General features: G+C 62.3%; 16 protein-coding genes. 4 read left to right on the forward strand and 12 right to left on the reverse strand.

Annotation, left to right across the window (positions count from 1 at the left end; translation table 11 throughout):
• The 7 genes from QZ501_RS00185 to QZ501_RS00215 all read right to left on the reverse strand — a co-directional run bounded on the left by QZ501_RS00185 (position 1) and on the right by QZ501_RS00215 (position 5,784).
• Positions 1-1,083 (reverse strand): efflux RND transporter periplasmic adaptor subunit, encoded by a 1,083-nt coding sequence (locus QZ501_RS00185; RefSeq protein WP_295716350.1) that lies wholly within the window; start codon positions 1,081-1,083, stop codon positions 1-3.
• On the reverse strand, positions 1,080-1,733 hold the full coding sequence (locus tag QZ501_RS00190) for a TetR/AcrR family transcriptional regulator (RefSeq protein WP_151440195.1): 654 nt from the start codon (positions 1,731-1,733) through the stop codon (positions 1,080-1,082). Before QZ501_RS00190 ends, QZ501_RS00185 begins: the two co-directional genes overlap by 4 nt.
• Positions 1,734-1,817: 84 nt before the next feature.
• Entirely contained in the window at positions 1,818-2,483 is a 666-nt protein-coding gene (locus QZ501_RS00195) for an SCO family protein (RefSeq protein ID WP_151440194.1), read from the reverse strand.
• On the reverse strand, positions 2,483-3,385 hold the full coding sequence (gene cyoE / locus QZ501_RS00200) for a heme o synthase (RefSeq protein WP_151440193.1): 903 nt from the start codon (positions 3,383-3,385) through the stop codon (positions 2,483-2,485). Before cyoE ends, QZ501_RS00195 begins: the two co-directional genes overlap by 1 nt.
• A gap of 15 nt (positions 3,386-3,400) precedes the next feature.
• Positions 3,401-4,462, reverse strand: a complete 1,062-nt coding sequence (locus tag QZ501_RS00205) for a COX15/CtaA family protein (protein ID WP_160898171.1) — start codon at positions 4,460-4,462, stop codon at positions 3,401-3,403.
• Positions 4,463-4,476: 14 nt separating this feature from the next.
• Positions 4,477-5,073, reverse strand: a complete 597-nt coding sequence (locus tag QZ501_RS00210; RefSeq protein WP_160898172.1) for a hypothetical protein — start codon at positions 5,071-5,073, stop codon at positions 4,477-4,479.
• Positions 5,074-5,784, reverse strand: coding sequence for an SURF1 family protein (locus tag QZ501_RS00215; protein WP_151440190.1), 711 nt, complete (start codon positions 5,782-5,784; stop codon positions 5,074-5,076).
• A 45-nt stretch (positions 5,785-5,829) separates the two neighbouring features.
• Here QZ501_RS00215 and QZ501_RS00220 point away from each other — a divergent pair, with 45 nt between their 5' ends.
• Complete coding sequence (locus tag QZ501_RS00220) at positions 5,830-6,036, forward strand: DUF2909 family protein (RefSeq protein WP_151440189.1); 207 nt, start codon at positions 5,830-5,832, stop codon at positions 6,034-6,036.
• A 16-nt stretch (positions 6,037-6,052) separates the two neighbouring features.
• On the opposite strand, the gene QZ501_RS00225 is transcribed toward QZ501_RS00220, so the two are convergent.
• Genes QZ501_RS00225 through coxB form a run of 3 tightly spaced genes read right to left on the reverse strand, consistent with a single transcriptional unit; the run spans position 6,053 to position 9,396 of the window.
• Positions 6,053-6,940, reverse strand: a complete 888-nt coding sequence (locus QZ501_RS00225; protein WP_151440188.1) for a cytochrome c oxidase subunit 3 — start codon at positions 6,938-6,940, stop codon at positions 6,053-6,055.
• Positions 6,941-6,995: 55 nt separating this feature from the next.
• The gene (ctaD, locus tag QZ501_RS00230) at positions 6,996-8,582 is read right to left on the reverse strand and encodes a cytochrome c oxidase subunit I (protein ID WP_160898173.1); all 1,587 of its coding nucleotides are present in this window, start codon (positions 8,580-8,582) and stop codon (positions 6,996-6,998) included.
• Positions 8,583-8,613: 31 nt separating this feature from the next.
• Entirely contained in the window at positions 8,614-9,396 is a 783-nt protein-coding gene (gene coxB / locus QZ501_RS00235; RefSeq protein ID WP_160898174.1) for a cytochrome c oxidase subunit II, read from the reverse strand.
• A 264-nt stretch (positions 9,397-9,660) separates the two neighbouring features.
• Between coxB and QZ501_RS00240 the strand changes: the two genes are divergently transcribed.
• From QZ501_RS00240 to QZ501_RS00250, 3 genes are read left to right on the forward strand one after another with little or no spacing between them, the layout of a single operon-like run.
• Positions 9,661-10,314, forward strand: coding sequence for a hypothetical protein (locus QZ501_RS00240; protein WP_151440185.1), 654 nt, complete (start codon positions 9,661-9,663; stop codon positions 10,312-10,314).
• A 22-nt stretch (positions 10,315-10,336) separates the two neighbouring features.
• Positions 10,337-10,723 carry a DoxX family protein gene (locus QZ501_RS00245; protein ID WP_295716356.1) on the forward strand — a complete coding sequence of 129 codons (387 nt, stop codon included), beginning with the start codon at positions 10,337-10,339 and terminating at the stop codon, positions 10,721-10,723.
• A 12-nt stretch (positions 10,724-10,735) separates the two neighbouring features.
• The gene (locus QZ501_RS00250) at positions 10,736-11,641 is read left to right on the forward strand and encodes an ABC transporter substrate-binding protein (RefSeq protein WP_151440183.1); all 906 of its coding nucleotides are present in this window, start codon (positions 10,736-10,738) and stop codon (positions 11,639-11,641) included.
• Between the two features lie 9 nt (positions 11,642-11,650).
• On the opposite strand, the gene QZ501_RS00255 is transcribed toward QZ501_RS00250, so the two are convergent.
• Positions 11,651-11,914 carry a YheV family putative zinc ribbon protein gene (locus QZ501_RS00255; protein WP_198949356.1) on the reverse strand — a complete coding sequence of 88 codons (264 nt, stop codon included), beginning with the start codon at positions 11,912-11,914 and terminating at the stop codon, positions 11,651-11,653.
• The gene (locus QZ501_RS00260) at positions 11,911-13,983 is read right to left on the reverse strand and encodes a M3 family metallopeptidase (protein ID WP_151440181.1); all 2,073 of its coding nucleotides are present in this window, start codon (positions 13,981-13,983) and stop codon (positions 11,911-11,913) included. Before QZ501_RS00260 ends, QZ501_RS00255 begins: the two co-directional genes overlap by 4 nt.
• Positions 13,984-14,015: the final 32 nt, after the last annotated feature.

Genomic DNA, 14,015 nt, shown 5'->3' on the forward strand with positions numbered 1-14,015 from the left:
TCAGTCCCCGTTCCCGCCGGCAGCGACCGGTGTGACCTGCTCACCTTCACGGACAAAACCAGCGCCGCGGGTGATCAGTCGTGTGCGCAGCGGCAGGCCGGTCACCCAGGCGCCATCATCATCGGTACTCAGAAGCCGTACCGGGGTGAACACCACTTCGTTGTCGGCGGAGACATGGCGGACACCCAGACGGCCCGCATCATTGAGCCTGAGATGTGCCGGGGAAAGGCGGGTGGCCAGTTCCGGCGCCAGGCCGATGCGCAGCGTGGCGCTGGAACCGGCCACACGCCAGTGGTCGGGATTGGGCACGGCAGCCTCAATGCGGAAGCTTCGGGTCTCCGGGTGCGCGGAGTTGGCAATGAAAGACAGATTGCCACTGAGCTCCCGCCCATCAAGCAGCTCCACCCGCACGGATTGGCCATTGGCGAGTTTTCCGGCCTTCTGTTGGGGAACCCGGCCACTGACCTTCAGGCGTCGGGTCTGCACCAACTCCGCAAGGGGGTCGCCGGGCTGGAGCTCGTCCCCGATCTCGGCTTCATGGCTGTTGATGCTGCCGTCGAACGGCGCTTCCGGCGTCAGGTCATCGAGCGCAATTCGGGCCTGTTCCAGTTCCGCCCCGGCCGCTGCCATTTCAGCACGCCGCGCCAGGTACTCGGACTGGGAGGCCAGATCCGCGCCACGCAGCCGGGAGGCAGCCTCGACGTCCGTACGGGCACGCTCCAGTTCCGCTCGTGCCTTTTCCAGCTGCTCCTCCCGATCCTCCTCGGAAAGCCGGGCGATGCGATCGCCTTTGGCGAGCTCGGCACCGAGAGGCTCAAGGCTCTCCAACTGTGCTGCGATGCGACTTCGGATCACCACGGTGCGCCAGGGCTCAACCTGGCCCTGGATCACAACTTCCGGCTGGAAAGGCGTGGCCAGACGCTCGCTCACCTCAACCCGGGAAATGGTTGGCTCTGACTCCTCGTAGGGATCCTCCATGTTGCTGGCACTGCGGCGGACATCCCCGCTGAGCAGCCAGAGCACCAGAAGGATGACCAGCGCAATCGCCATTGCCACCGGCCCCCGGGGGATTCTGTTGATCATTGAGCTACCTCCCTTCCCTGGACCGGATCCGGCCCTGTCAGGCCAGCGACGATGAATTCCACCACATGCTCAAAATAGGCCTCGAGACTGGGGGTCCCATGGCGCTCCGGGCCCAGGCCGCCGGCGGCAATACGTTCCATAACGCCCTGAAAGATGGCATCCACGCCCCAGAACAGGCCCTCAATGGGTTTGTCCGGTACTTCGCCGGCTTCGATGGCAGCCCGGACCAGCTCATGGAACAACACCTGGTAGTCCCGGTCCAGAGCCTCCATGGCCGCGCGTTCGTCTTCTCCCAGGCGGGCCTGGAGTTCGGGGCGGTCGCAATGCAGACACAGCTGGACATCCACGGGGTGGGCCTGCATCAGGGCAAAGGCTTCGTGCAGGACGCGCCGGATGCTCTTCAGAGGGGTTCCGGCCGGCTCCAGGGCACGGTAATGGGCCAGACAGTCACGGGAGAAACGCAGGGCAAGGCGGGCATAGATGCTCTCCTTGCTGCTGAAGTGCTTGTAGACCGTACCCTTGGCGACACCGGCATGCTGGGCGAGCTGGGCGATGGTAACGCGCTCCCAGCCGCTGTCGCGGAACAGTGACAGAGCCGTATCCAGCAGCAGGGTTTCCCGCTGCTGGAAGAGTTCATCCTGATAGCGCACCGGTGTCGGACTCCTTTAGTGACCAGCGGTCATTGTATGACCGGAAGTCACAGCCGGCAAGCAGCCCCGACCGGGGCATTGGAGTCACTGACTGCCGGGTTGCCAGCTCTGGATGGCTTCATAGGTGTCCGCCACGGTATCGGCGTCAAAGGGCTTCTGGATCAGCCCGGCAAGGCGGCCGTTCGGGGAGATGATCGACAGGTGGGCGCTGTGCTCGACCACAGGGTTGCCGTTGGCATCCGTACTGTGGGTGAAGGTGGCGTTGAGATCCGCGGCCAGGCTTCTCAGGGTTTCGAGGTCTCCTGTGAGGCCCCGGAAATCGTCCCCGAAGAAAGTGACGTAGCGGCTCAGGGCTTCCGGTGTATCCCTTTCCGGATCCGCAGTGATCATAAGGAACTGGGGCTCCGTAGCCCGGTCCGAAATGCGGCTGTCTGCCTTGGAGAGTGTTGCCATGGTGGTCGGGCAGATGTCCGGACAATGGGTGAAGCCCAGAAAGGCCAGCGTCCACTGGCCGCGGAGGATGGACTCATCCACCGTGTTGCCCTGTTCATCGACAAGGGAAAAATCAGCAATCGCGCGCGGCTTGTCATAAAGGTAGACGTTGTCCGCAGCCACCTCAGGGGGCTTGGCATTCCCGCCACTGCTGTACTGGGAGCCCAGCCAGACGTTGTAGATGGTCAGTGCCATCACACCGGCCGCGACCATGAAAAGGATGATGACGGTAATGGCGATGTTGCGGTTCTGGGACATCAGATCTCCGGGAAGCGGACAAAGTGGTCAACCAGCAGGACGACAAACAGCAGCATCAGGTAGGTGATGGAATACTTGAACGTATCCAGCGCAACACGCCGGTCATCCCCCCACCACAGCCGAAACGCGTACTGCAGGAAACGCAGCCCGAGCAGGGTGGCGCCGACCAGATAGATCATGCCGGACATACCGGTCGCTACGGGCAGCAGGCTCACGGCGAACAGCATGAAGGTGTAGAGCAGGATATGCAGTTCGGTAAAACGGTTGCCATGGGTAACCGGGAGCATGGGAATATCCACCTGGGCGTATTCCTCCTTGCGATGAATCGCCAGGGCCCAGAAGTGGGGCGGCGTCCAGGCAAAGATGATCAGCACCAGCAGCAGGGCATTGGGGTCCACGGTTCCGGTTACGGCGGTCCAGCCCAGAAGGGGCGGCATGGCACCAGCAAGCCCGCCGATAACGATGTTCTGGGGGGTGGCGCGCTTGAGGAAGACGGTATAGATGATGGCATAGCCCACCAGCGATGCCAGCGTCAGCCAGGCGGTGATCATGTTCACCTGCCAGACAAGCACCAGCATTCCGGCAAGACCCAGGGTGGCGCTGAAGCCAAGGGCATCGGCGTTGCTCAGGCGCCCGGTTGCAACCGGCCGGCGCCGTGTACGGGCCATGCGGGCGTCGATCTCATGGTCCACAACATGGTTGATGACGGCAGCGGCGCCGGAAAGCAGGGCAATTCCGAGGTTGCCCCAGAAAACGGTGGCCAGAGACGGCAGCCCGGGCTCAGCGACCAGCATGCCGATGATGACGGTCATCAGCATCAGTGCGACTACCTTCGGCTTGGTCAGCTCAAGATAGTCGCGCCATGTAATGGCTCGTTTCGCGGATGCGGTATTGTCACTCATAGGAAATTCCGGTACTCACGGATTCGAGGGCGCGACGCGCAGTCTTTCCACCCGCACGAGGAGATTGACGAGACCCAGCAGGAGAAAGGCCCCGAATGCGTTGTGGGCCATGGCGATCGCCAGCGGAACCTGGAGGAGAATGTTGAGAACACCCAGAGCAACCTGCACCAGGAGCAGCGCGAGCCCAGCACCGGCAGCGCCGGCGAGGGCGGATCCCCGTGCTCTTCGGATCACTGCCAAGAATAACGTACCAAGGGTCACCAGAACCACCAGTGCTCCGATGCGATGACTCTGGTGGATGGCCACGCGCGCGTCGTTGCCCAGTTGACCACCCAGGTAGTTGGGCCCAACGGACTGGAAGAAATTGAACCCCTCAGCGAAATCCATCTCAGGCCAGAGCGCGCCCTGGCAGGTTGGCAGGTCGGTGCAGGCAACCGCGGCATAGTTGGCGGCCGTCCACGCCCCGAGTGCAATCTGCAGGACCAGTAGAACCAGCCCGCCATAAAGCCAGGGCCGCATGGCCAGGACACGGGCCCGGGGTTCCGGAGGCAGATCGTCATGGCCCGTTCGACCTTCAAGACGCCTGAACAGCAGAAACATGAGGCAGAAGGTGGTAAAGCCGCCCAGCAGGTGAGCCGCTACGACCTGGGGCCAGAGGGAAAGGGTGACGGTCCAGGCACCGAAAGCCGCCTGCAACACCACGAATCCCGCCGCGAAGCTGGCCAGCCCGGCGGGTGCGCCCGCCCTGCGGTGGCGAATGCAGGCGGCGGCAATGCCAAAGATCACAAGACCCAGGGTACCGGCCGCATAGCGGTGGATCATTTCGGGCCAGCCCTTGCTGGCGTCAAAAGGGGCCTCGGGGAACCGGGCCTGCGCCTTCGCAATGGTCTCCTCACCGCTGGGCACCGTCAGATGACCGTAACAGCCGGGCCAGTCCGGGCAACCCAGGCCCGCATCCACCAGCCGGGTCCAGGCGCCGAGCAGGATCACGATCGTGGCCAGAACCAGTGCGCTGAGCGCGGCCCGGCGCAGACGTGGGAAAGCAGTGGCCGGTGAGCGGCCCGAAGCTGTACTCATCGTTTTATCCGGATTCAGCCAAGTGGGGAAACTTCCAGCAGATGTTCAAGGTCTTCCAGCACATCATCCCCGGAATGGCGCTGGTCGTAGCGCAGGACCAGGTTACCCATGGGGTCGACGATGAAGACGGTCGCCTCGGCATCATCCGCCGTGTATGCCGCCAGGGGATTGGCCTCCCCGGCGGAGAGCGGTACCAGCCTCCGGTCATCCGCACCCTCCGGTACACTGCCATCCCTGCTGATGAAACCACGGCGCACGCGATTCCAGTCGCGGTGCAGGAGCTGGTGGACGCTGCCTGTGCGGTCGAGCCACTCCACGCAGGCATCACCGCAGTCTGCCGCGGTGACCAGGATCCACCACTTGGCATCCTCGTTTTCCTGCAGGAAATGACTCCGGAAAGGCTCGCCATCCGGGTCGCGGATCCCCTGGTCGAGCACCTGTTCGTTGCCCTCAACGAATTCGCCCTTGTTGGTGGTACTGCCCGGCATACCCCAGCCGGTATAGTACATAACCGTAGCGGCCATCAGGGGCAGGATGGCAATCAGGAACAGCAGCGCGGCCTTGCGGCGGGCGCGCCGGGTTTCCTCGTCACTGAAACTGTTCTGGCTCACTCAGGATTCCTCATCTCGGCGAAAGCTGGTTGCGATGGTCAGAGTCAACAGCACGACTGCCAGCCCGAACCACTGCACGGCATAGCCGTAGTGGGTTGCGGCGTCCATCCGGTCCGGCGTCCAGCCAGTACGCAGCGCCCCGGGTTGCCCCTCATCCGCCAGCCGGACAGGAGCAGCGGCGACATTGGAGAGGGTTCCCCGGGCATCCGCCCGGTCCAGGCTGGCCACCCGTCTCGGCCAGCCATCCGGATTGACCGCTTCGACCCGGCCAAGCACCAGGGGCGTGGGCCAGGACCAGACATGGCCTTCAATCGTCCGCCTACCGTCGGGCGTCTCCGGGTGCGGAAGGCGGTCACGCTCCCCCGGTGCCGCAATCCAGCCCCTGTTGACCACAACCGGCCCGTCTTCGGTATGGAAGGGCTGGAGCACCTCGTAGCCGGGCCGGCCATCCCGGGTCCGGTTGTCCAGAAGCCACTGGACTTCTGGGTCATATTCACCCGAGAGCGCCACCGGCTGCCCTTCGAGGGGACGCTCGACCGGCCATTCAACAGGCCCATCGGTGTCCGACCAGCGAGCCTGGCGCTCCGCCTTGTCAAAGCCCCGGTCAAGCTGCCATACGCCGAGCCCGAGCAGCAGCGGCAGGAACGCGATGGCAATACCCCAGATGGCCCGATTCGGCCGCCAGCGCCATTGGCTCCGGGATTCAGTCATGCTCTGTTATAGTGATCGGGTTGTTTCAGCGTCAAGAGATTCGCCATGCTCAAGTTACTGATCGTCCTCGTACTCATCGGCATCGTTGCCAGCCTGACCAGCAGTTTCTTTTTCATGATGAAGGATGAGGGCAGTCGTCACAGAACTGTGAATGGACTGATCGTCCGGGTGTCGCTGTCCGCGCTGCTGCTGGTTCTTATTGGAGTGGCGGCGATGACGGGCAATCTGCAACTGAACGCGCCGCCCTTCTGAGCGGCGCGTCAGTTTTTCAGATTACGTAGACGAAGACGAAAAGCATGATCCAGACCACGTCCACGAAGTGCCAGTACCAGGCACCTGCCTCGTAGCCGAAGTGATCATGGGCGCTGAAATGCCCTTTGATCAGCCGCATCAGGACAACGAACAGGATGATCCCACCCAGTAGTACGTGCAGGCCGTGAAATCCGGTCATCAGGAAGAAGATGCTACCGTAGATACCGGAGTCCAGCGTCAGATTCAGATGGCTGTAGGCCTCAATGTACTCCTCGATCTGGAAGAACAGGAAAATCGCGCCCAGGGCCACGGTGGCCGCCAGCCAATAGATGGTCTGCTTGCGCTTATCGTACTTGAGCGCCTTGTGAGACAGCGTCAACGTGATGGACGACGTCACCAGGATCAGGGTATTCAGCAGCGGCAGCCCCCAGGGACCGATAACTGAATCCGGGCCAGCGAACTGGCTGTTATCCGGATTGCTCAGCAGGGGCCACTGGGCCTGGAAGCCTTCCCAGAGCATATTGGCGGTGCCTTTGGCGCCTTCACCACCCAACCAGGGAACGGCGAAGAACCGGATATAGAAGAGGCTGCCGAAAAGTGCCGCGAAGAAAGCCACCTCGGAGAAGATGAACCAGCTCATGCCCTGACGGAAGGAACGATCCATCTGGGCATCGTAGAGCCCGGCGCGGCTTTCGCGGATCACATCCCGGAGCCAGCCGGTGATCATGTAGATCAGGACCAGGGCCCCGATCGTGAATACGACCCAGGCTGTGGTGGTGGGATCCCCGTTGGACTGATTCACCAGGAGGGTGGAAAGCCCGAAGAAGGTCAGGAACATCCCGATGCTGCCCACAATGGGCCAGATGCTCGACTCCGGGACGTAATAGGACTGGTTGCTCGACATGCAGCCTCCGCTGTTCTTGTTCCGTTACGGTTTCCGTTTTTCCGGACCGCCGGGGTCAGTCGACCCGCGGCGGCTGCTCAAAGGTGTGATAGGGCGCCGGAGACGGAACCGTCCACTCCAGACCTTCCGCACCTTCCCAGGGTTTGGCGTCCGCCTTGGGACCGTTCTTCACAGCCCTGTAGACAATGAAGACAAGCAGCAGCTGGCTGGCGCCGAACAGGAAAGCACCGATGGTCGAAACCTGGTTGAAGTTGGCGAACTGGATCGGGTAGTCCGCATAACGCCGTGGCATACCGGCAAGACCCAGGAAATGCATCGGGAAGAAGGCGATATTCAGGCCGATGAAAGACAGCCAGAAGTGCGCCTTGCCCAGTGCCTCGCTGTACATGCGGCCGGACCACTTGGGCAGCCAGTAGTACACGGAAGCGAAGATGCCGTAGATGGCGCCCGGTATCAGGACATAGTGGAAGTGGGCAACCACAAAGTAGGTGTCATGGTACTGGAAGTCCGCGGGCGCGATGGCCAGCATCACGCCGGAGAGCCCACCCACTGTGAACAGCACCACGAAACCGATGGCGAACAGCATGGGGGTTTCAAAGCTGATGGAACCACGGAACATGGTGGTGATCCAGTTGAAGATCTTCACCCCTGTGGGCACCGCGATGATCATGGTGGCGTACATGAAGAACAGCTCACCGGGCAGCGGCAGCCCAACCGTGAACATGTGGTGCGACCAGACCAGGAACGACAGGATAGCGATCGCGGCCGTGGCGTAGACCATGGAGGTGTAGCCAAACAGCGGCTTGCGCGAGAAGGTCGGGATGATCTGGGAGATGATGCCGAACGCCGGCAGGATCAGGATGTAGACCTCCGGGTGACCGAAGAACCAGAAGATGTGCTGGTAGAGCACCGGATCACCGCCACCCGCGGCATCGAAGAATGCGGTGCCGAAGTGGATATCCATGAGCAGCATGGTCACCGCACCCGCCAGTACCGGCAGCACCGCGATCAGCAGGAAAGCGGTGATCAGCCAGGTCCAAACGAACATGGGCATCTTCATCAGGGTCATGCCGGGGGCGCGCATATTGATGATGGTGGCGATCACGTTGATCGCGCCCATGATGGAGGAGATGCCCAGGATATGGACGGAGAAGATGAAGAAGGTCGTGCTGTCAGGCCCGTAGGTCGTGGACAGGGGCGCATAGGCTGTCCAGCCGAAGTTCGGAGCGCCGCCATCCATGAACAGGGTGGACATCAGGATCAGGGAACCGGTCACCAGCAGCCAGAAGCTCCAGTTGTTCATGCGCGGCAGGGCCATGTCCGGTGCCCCCACCATCAGCGGGATCATCCAGTTGGCCAACCCCACGAAGGCCGGCATGACGGCGCCGAAGATCATGACCAGACCATGCATGGTGGTCATCTGGTTGAAGAAGGCCGGCTCCACCATCTGGAGGCCTGGCTGGAACAGCTCGGCACGGATGATCATGGCCATGGCGCCGCCCGCGAGGAACATCGCGAACGAGAACACCAGGTACATGGTGCCGATATCCTTGTGGTTGGTGGTGAACAACCACCGTCCAATCCCCTTGGCGGGGCCGTGATCGTGGTGATCAGCGGCGTGAGCGTCTGCGACCGAACTCATGATGAACCCCCGTTACTCAAACGCTGAATACTTAACCGTCGTCGCCGGTCTGCTCGGCGACCCATTCGCGGTACTCGTCCTTCGGCACTGCCTTGACCTCAATCGGCATATCGGAGTGCCCCTGACCGCACAGCTCAGCACACAGACCGTAGTAGGTGCCGGGCTCCTCGATCTTTGTCCAGTTCTTGTTGATGAATCCGGGAATCGCGTCCTGCTTCCAGCCGAACTCCGGTACCCACCAGCTGTGGATGACGTCGTTGGACGTGATCAGGAACCGGATCTTGGTATCAACAGGCAGAACCAGTGGGTTGTCGACCGAATACTTGTAGTCTTCCGTCTTCTCGATCAGGTTCCTCTCGGCATCACGTGGTGTATCCGCAGAACTGAAGAAGCTGATGTCCTCATCCATGTACTCATACTGCCAGCGCCACTGGTACCCGGTGACCTTGATTTCCATCTCGGCGTCGGAGGTGTCGTACATGTCGACCAGAGTGCCAGTGGCCGGAATGGCCATCATGATGAGGATCAGGAAGGGAATGACGGTCCAGATGATCTCCACCGTGGTGTTCTCGTGGAAATGCGCCGGCTTCGCCCCCTTCGAGTGACGGTAGGCCAGAACCGACCAGAGTATGGCCAGGAAAACACCCACACCGATCACAACACAGATCCAGAACACCCACATGTGAATGTCATAGATGGTGTTGCTTATGGAGGTGACACCTTCAGGAAGGTTAACCCCCCACTCGGCAAGGGCGCTGGACGGCGCCGTTACAGCAGTCGCCAGGGCACCGGCACGCAGGGCCTGCACGCTCATACCTCGTCTCCAACAAGAATTGTGTTTCGGCCCCGCGCACCATAAACCGGGCCGTGGCGTCGAACCCTGGGGAACGCGGGGATATGTATGGGTCTCTCGCGCAAAGTTACGCAGAGTTTATCGTTTTTTGCGCGTATGACAACCGTCAAGACCCAATTCTATCGTGTCCGGCCAGCCCCGACCACCCGGCGGGCACTGCCCGCAAACTCAGCTACACTGAGACTAAACCGCTTGCGGTCTCCATCCACCAGCGCTGTACGGTCCATGACGCCGGAGTCCATCACCCAGATCATCGCCCAGGCCGTGGCCCGGGAATCCGCCGGTGGCCAGTTCCAGCAGGCACTCCGCACCAGGGCGGAAGTCCTGCATGGGCTGTTCCGGGTGGAGGCCGAAGACCCGGCAGCGGCGCTGTACGGATTTGCCCGCGAATACGTGGAAATGACGCCCGGGCTGATCCACTGCGTCCGGATCTGCGCCGAACGTGCAGGGGTCGATGCACTGTTTCACCCCTTCCTCAAGACAGCCACCGGTTATTTCGCCCATCCGTCCGTGCTTCTGGCAGGCTATGAGGGTCTGGAGGGGCTGCTGGTGAAAGCTTACCAGTGCCACCGCCTTATGGAGGAGATGTACGAGAACAACCGGTCGTTCCGCAACAGCAATCTTCTGGAGCCGGAAGCCACCGAGGCGAACCTCCTGGTGCATCATCTCATCGGCGAGCCTTTTGCCAACGAGCTCGATCAGGCCATACTGATCACGGTACGCCAGATTGTCGGTTCGGGCGACTATTACGATCTGGATCTGGCACCCTTTGTCGCCCAGGCCAGCGACGAGGCCTGGCAGTGGATGCACGAATACTGGACCAACCTGCTGGCGCGCAACGGAATCCATTTCCGGTTCTCGTTCCGCTCAGCACTGTAGGAAATGACCGAAGGGGACTCAGGTGCTCAACCAACCGGATCTTGCCCGTCTCATACTGCGTCTGGCGCTGGGTTTTCTGATCCTGCTGCACGGGATCAGCAAGCTGCTCAACGGCATCGGGCCCATAGAAGACCTTCTGACCGCACACGGGCTGCCCGTATTACTGGCCTGGGGGGTGCTCATCGGGGAAATCCTGGCACCGACCATGCTGATCCTGGGTATTCACACCCGTGTCGCGGCGGTGCTGGTAGCCATCAACATGGTGTTCGCTCTGGTTCTCGCACACCAGCACGAGCTGCTCACGCTCAAGACCAATGGCGGCTGGGCCCTGGAGCTGCCGGTGCTTTTCCTGGTGAATGCGGTGGTGGTCCTGATGCTCGGGCCTGGCCGCTACCGGGCCCATTCCTGACTGGAGCGGACCATGCTGACAACACGGAAGTCAGTTGCCATTCTTCTGCTGCTCGCGCTGGCACCCCCCCTGCTGGCGGGCACTGACGGCGGCGATGGGCCCATCACGCTCTGGAAGCGCAACCATGAGAGCCCGGCCATCCGCGAACTCGTGACGATGGCACTGGCGAAGACGCCGGATTACGGGCCCACGGAAATCCGCGCCAGCATGCCCATGGCCCAGGCCCGGGCGACCCGGCATCTGCGCGCCGGGCACAGGAACCGGGTCCGCATTGCGAACGTTGCCTCTTCCCCGGAACGCAACCGCGAACTCAGACCCGTACCGATTCCCATTGCCCAGGGCATGCTGGGATTCCGCATCTGCATCATCCGCAAGGGTGACCAGGCGCGGTTTGACCGGATCTTCTCCGCCGACGACTTCCAGCAGCAGGGCCTGACCATTGGCCAGGGTACGCACTGGCCCGATACCCGCATCCTGCGCCAGTCCGGTTTTGAGGTCGTGACCTCGCCGCGTTTCAGTAACCTGTTGACGATGCTTGAGAGGGACCGCTTCGACTGCTTCCTGCGCGGGGTTGGTGAGATCCTGATCGATCTGCAACAGTATCAGGGCGACCGGCTGACGATAGAGGACGGGCTCGTATTCACCTATCGGATGCCCTCATATCTGTTCGTGGCCCCGGATGACGAGCACATGGCCGAGCGGCTTACCGTGGGGCTGCACCGTGCCATGCTCAGCGGCGACTACGAGGAATGGTTCAGCACCTATTTCCGCAGGCCGATCCAGAAGCTGGACGTCATGGACCGGGTCTTCATTCCCCTGCCGAACCCCTTCCTTAAAAATGGGGGATCACCGGTGCAGCTGCCGCTGCTGCCGATACGCCCGGACCTTCTGCTGCCGGTGCCTGAGGGCAGCCGCTGACCTCCCGCCTTAATGGGTCCCGCCGGACCCGGAAGGCAGGATCCGCACCGGCTGTGGCGTATCGTCCTTTTTCGGCGGATCCGGTTCGGTGGGTGTGACGCGGGTCTTCAGGGTTTCCGAGGCCGGGGTCATGTCCGCCGCCTCGGGCTGGCGATCCTCAAAGCCACAGTCCACGCACTCCCGGAAGGTGCCTTCCTCGGTGGTGTACATCACGATCCGGTCCATGGCACTGCAACGGGGGCAGACCGCCCCGGCGATGAAACGTTTCTTCAAGCTGGCTCTCCCGCGGCTGAGGCCGCCCGCTCCGATTCAGTGATTCCCGACTGGCGCAGCAGTGGCTCCTCGCTGGGCTCGCGCCCCCGGAAGGCCCGGTAGAGCGCTGCGGGTTCGCGTGAACCACCCTTTTCCAGAATATTCTCGCGGAAAGCACGCCCCGCCTGCGGATCAAAAATGCCCTGTTCCTCAAACAGCGAGAAGGCATCCGCGGCCAGCACTTCCGCCCACTTGTAGCTGTAGTAGCCCGCGGCGTAAGGGCCAGCGAAGATGTGTCCGAACGCCTGCGGGAAACGGTTGAACGCCGGTGGATGCACCACGGCCACCTGGTTGCGGACCTCGGTCAGAAGCGCCAGCGGGTCCACGGGGTCAGCCGGGTCGTATTCACTGTGCAAACGGAAATCGAACAGCGAAAACTCCAGCTGGCGCACCATCTGCATGCCGCTCTGGAAGTTGCGCGCCGCGAGCATACGTTCGAGCATGTCGTCCGGCAGCGGCTCGCCGGTCTCGTGATGGCCGGCAATCAGCGCCAGTGATTCACGATCCCAGCACCAGTTCTCCAGAAACTGGCTGGGCAGTTCCACCGCGTCCCACGCCACCCCATTGATGCCGGAGACATCCGCAACGTCCACCTGGGTGAGCATGTGATGCAGCCCATGACCGAACTCATGGAAGAGCGTCACCACCTCATCGTGGGTGAGCAGGGAGGGCTGCTCGCCCACCGGCGGGGTGAAGTTGCAGGTAAGGAAGGCTACAGGGAGCTGCACGCTGCCGTCGTCATGGCGCCAGCGGACACGGCAGTCGGCCATCCAGGCGCCGCCACGCTTGCCCTGGCGGGCATAGAGGTCCAGATAGAAAAAGGCCAGGGGCTGACCACCGCGCTCCATGCGGTACGCGGTCACGTCGTCGTGCCAGGCCGGAATGCTCTCATCCGCCACGATGCGCACATCGAACAGCTTCTCGACGACCTGGAAAAGGCCCTTGATCACACGGCCCACAGGGAACCAGGGCCGGACCTCCTCCTCGGAGATGCTGAACCGGGCCTGGCGCAGTTTCTCGCCATAATAGCCCAGATCCCAGGCCTCCAGGGGGTCGGGACCACCCTGTTCCCGGGCGAATTCACGCAGCTCTTCAAGCTCGCGCTCGGCCACCGGCTTCGCTCGCCCGGCCAGCCGGTTCAGGAAGCCCAGCACCTCGTCCTCGCTGGCCGCCATCTTGGTTGCCAGGCTCAGCTGGGCGTAGTTGTCGTAACCCAGAAGCTGCGCCTGCTCGTGCCGGCGCTTCAGGATCTCGTCAATCAGCGGGCTGTTGTCCCAGGTCCCCGCATCCGGGCCCTGATCCGAGGCGCGGGTGGTGAACGCCTCGTACACCTCACGGCGCAGCTCACGGTTATCGCAGTAGGTCAGTACCGGGTAGAAGGAGGGGAAATCCAGGGTGATCACCCAGCCGTCCATGCCACGCTGCTCCGCCGCCTGGCGGGCACTGTCCAGAGCGGTCTGCGGCAGGCCGGCGAGCTCGGATTCATCGGTCACCTGGCGGTACCAGTTCTGGGTGGCATCCAGCACATTGTCGCCGAAGCGGCTTTCCAGATCCGCCAACTCCTGGGAAAGGGTGGCGAAACGCGCCTTCTGCGCCTCTGGCAGATCCACGCCACCGAGCCGGAAGTCACGCAGGGTCTGGCGGATGGCCTCCTGCTGGTCCTCCTGCAACCGGCCAAACTCATCACTGGCCGCGAGCCGCTTATAGGCCTCGCACAGCGCCTCGTTCTGGCTGATCTCGGAACCGTACTCGGTAATCTTCTGCAGGCAGCGCTTGTGAACCTCGCGGATCGCCTCGTCGTTCATCACGCCATTGAGATGGGAAATGATCGCCCAGGCATTGTTGAGGCGGTCGTCCAGCGCCTGCATGGGCTGGGCCAGGCTTGCCCAGGTCGGCGCCTGCTGCTCCGCCAGTTCCGCCACGCGCGCCCGATTCTCCTTCAGGATCCGGTCGATGGCCGGCTCCATGTGCTCGACATCAATGGCATCGAACTTCGGCAGCTGGTCCTGAGCCAGCAGAGGATTGTTCATGGAGCGTCTCCTGCGTGTGACCTTGATGCAAT

It is taken from the genome of uncultured Halovibrio sp. (assembly GCF_913056445.1).
In the GTDB taxonomy this organism is placed as follows: Bacteria; Pseudomonadota; Gammaproteobacteria; order Pseudomonadales; family Oleiphilaceae; genus Halospina; species Halospina utahensis_B.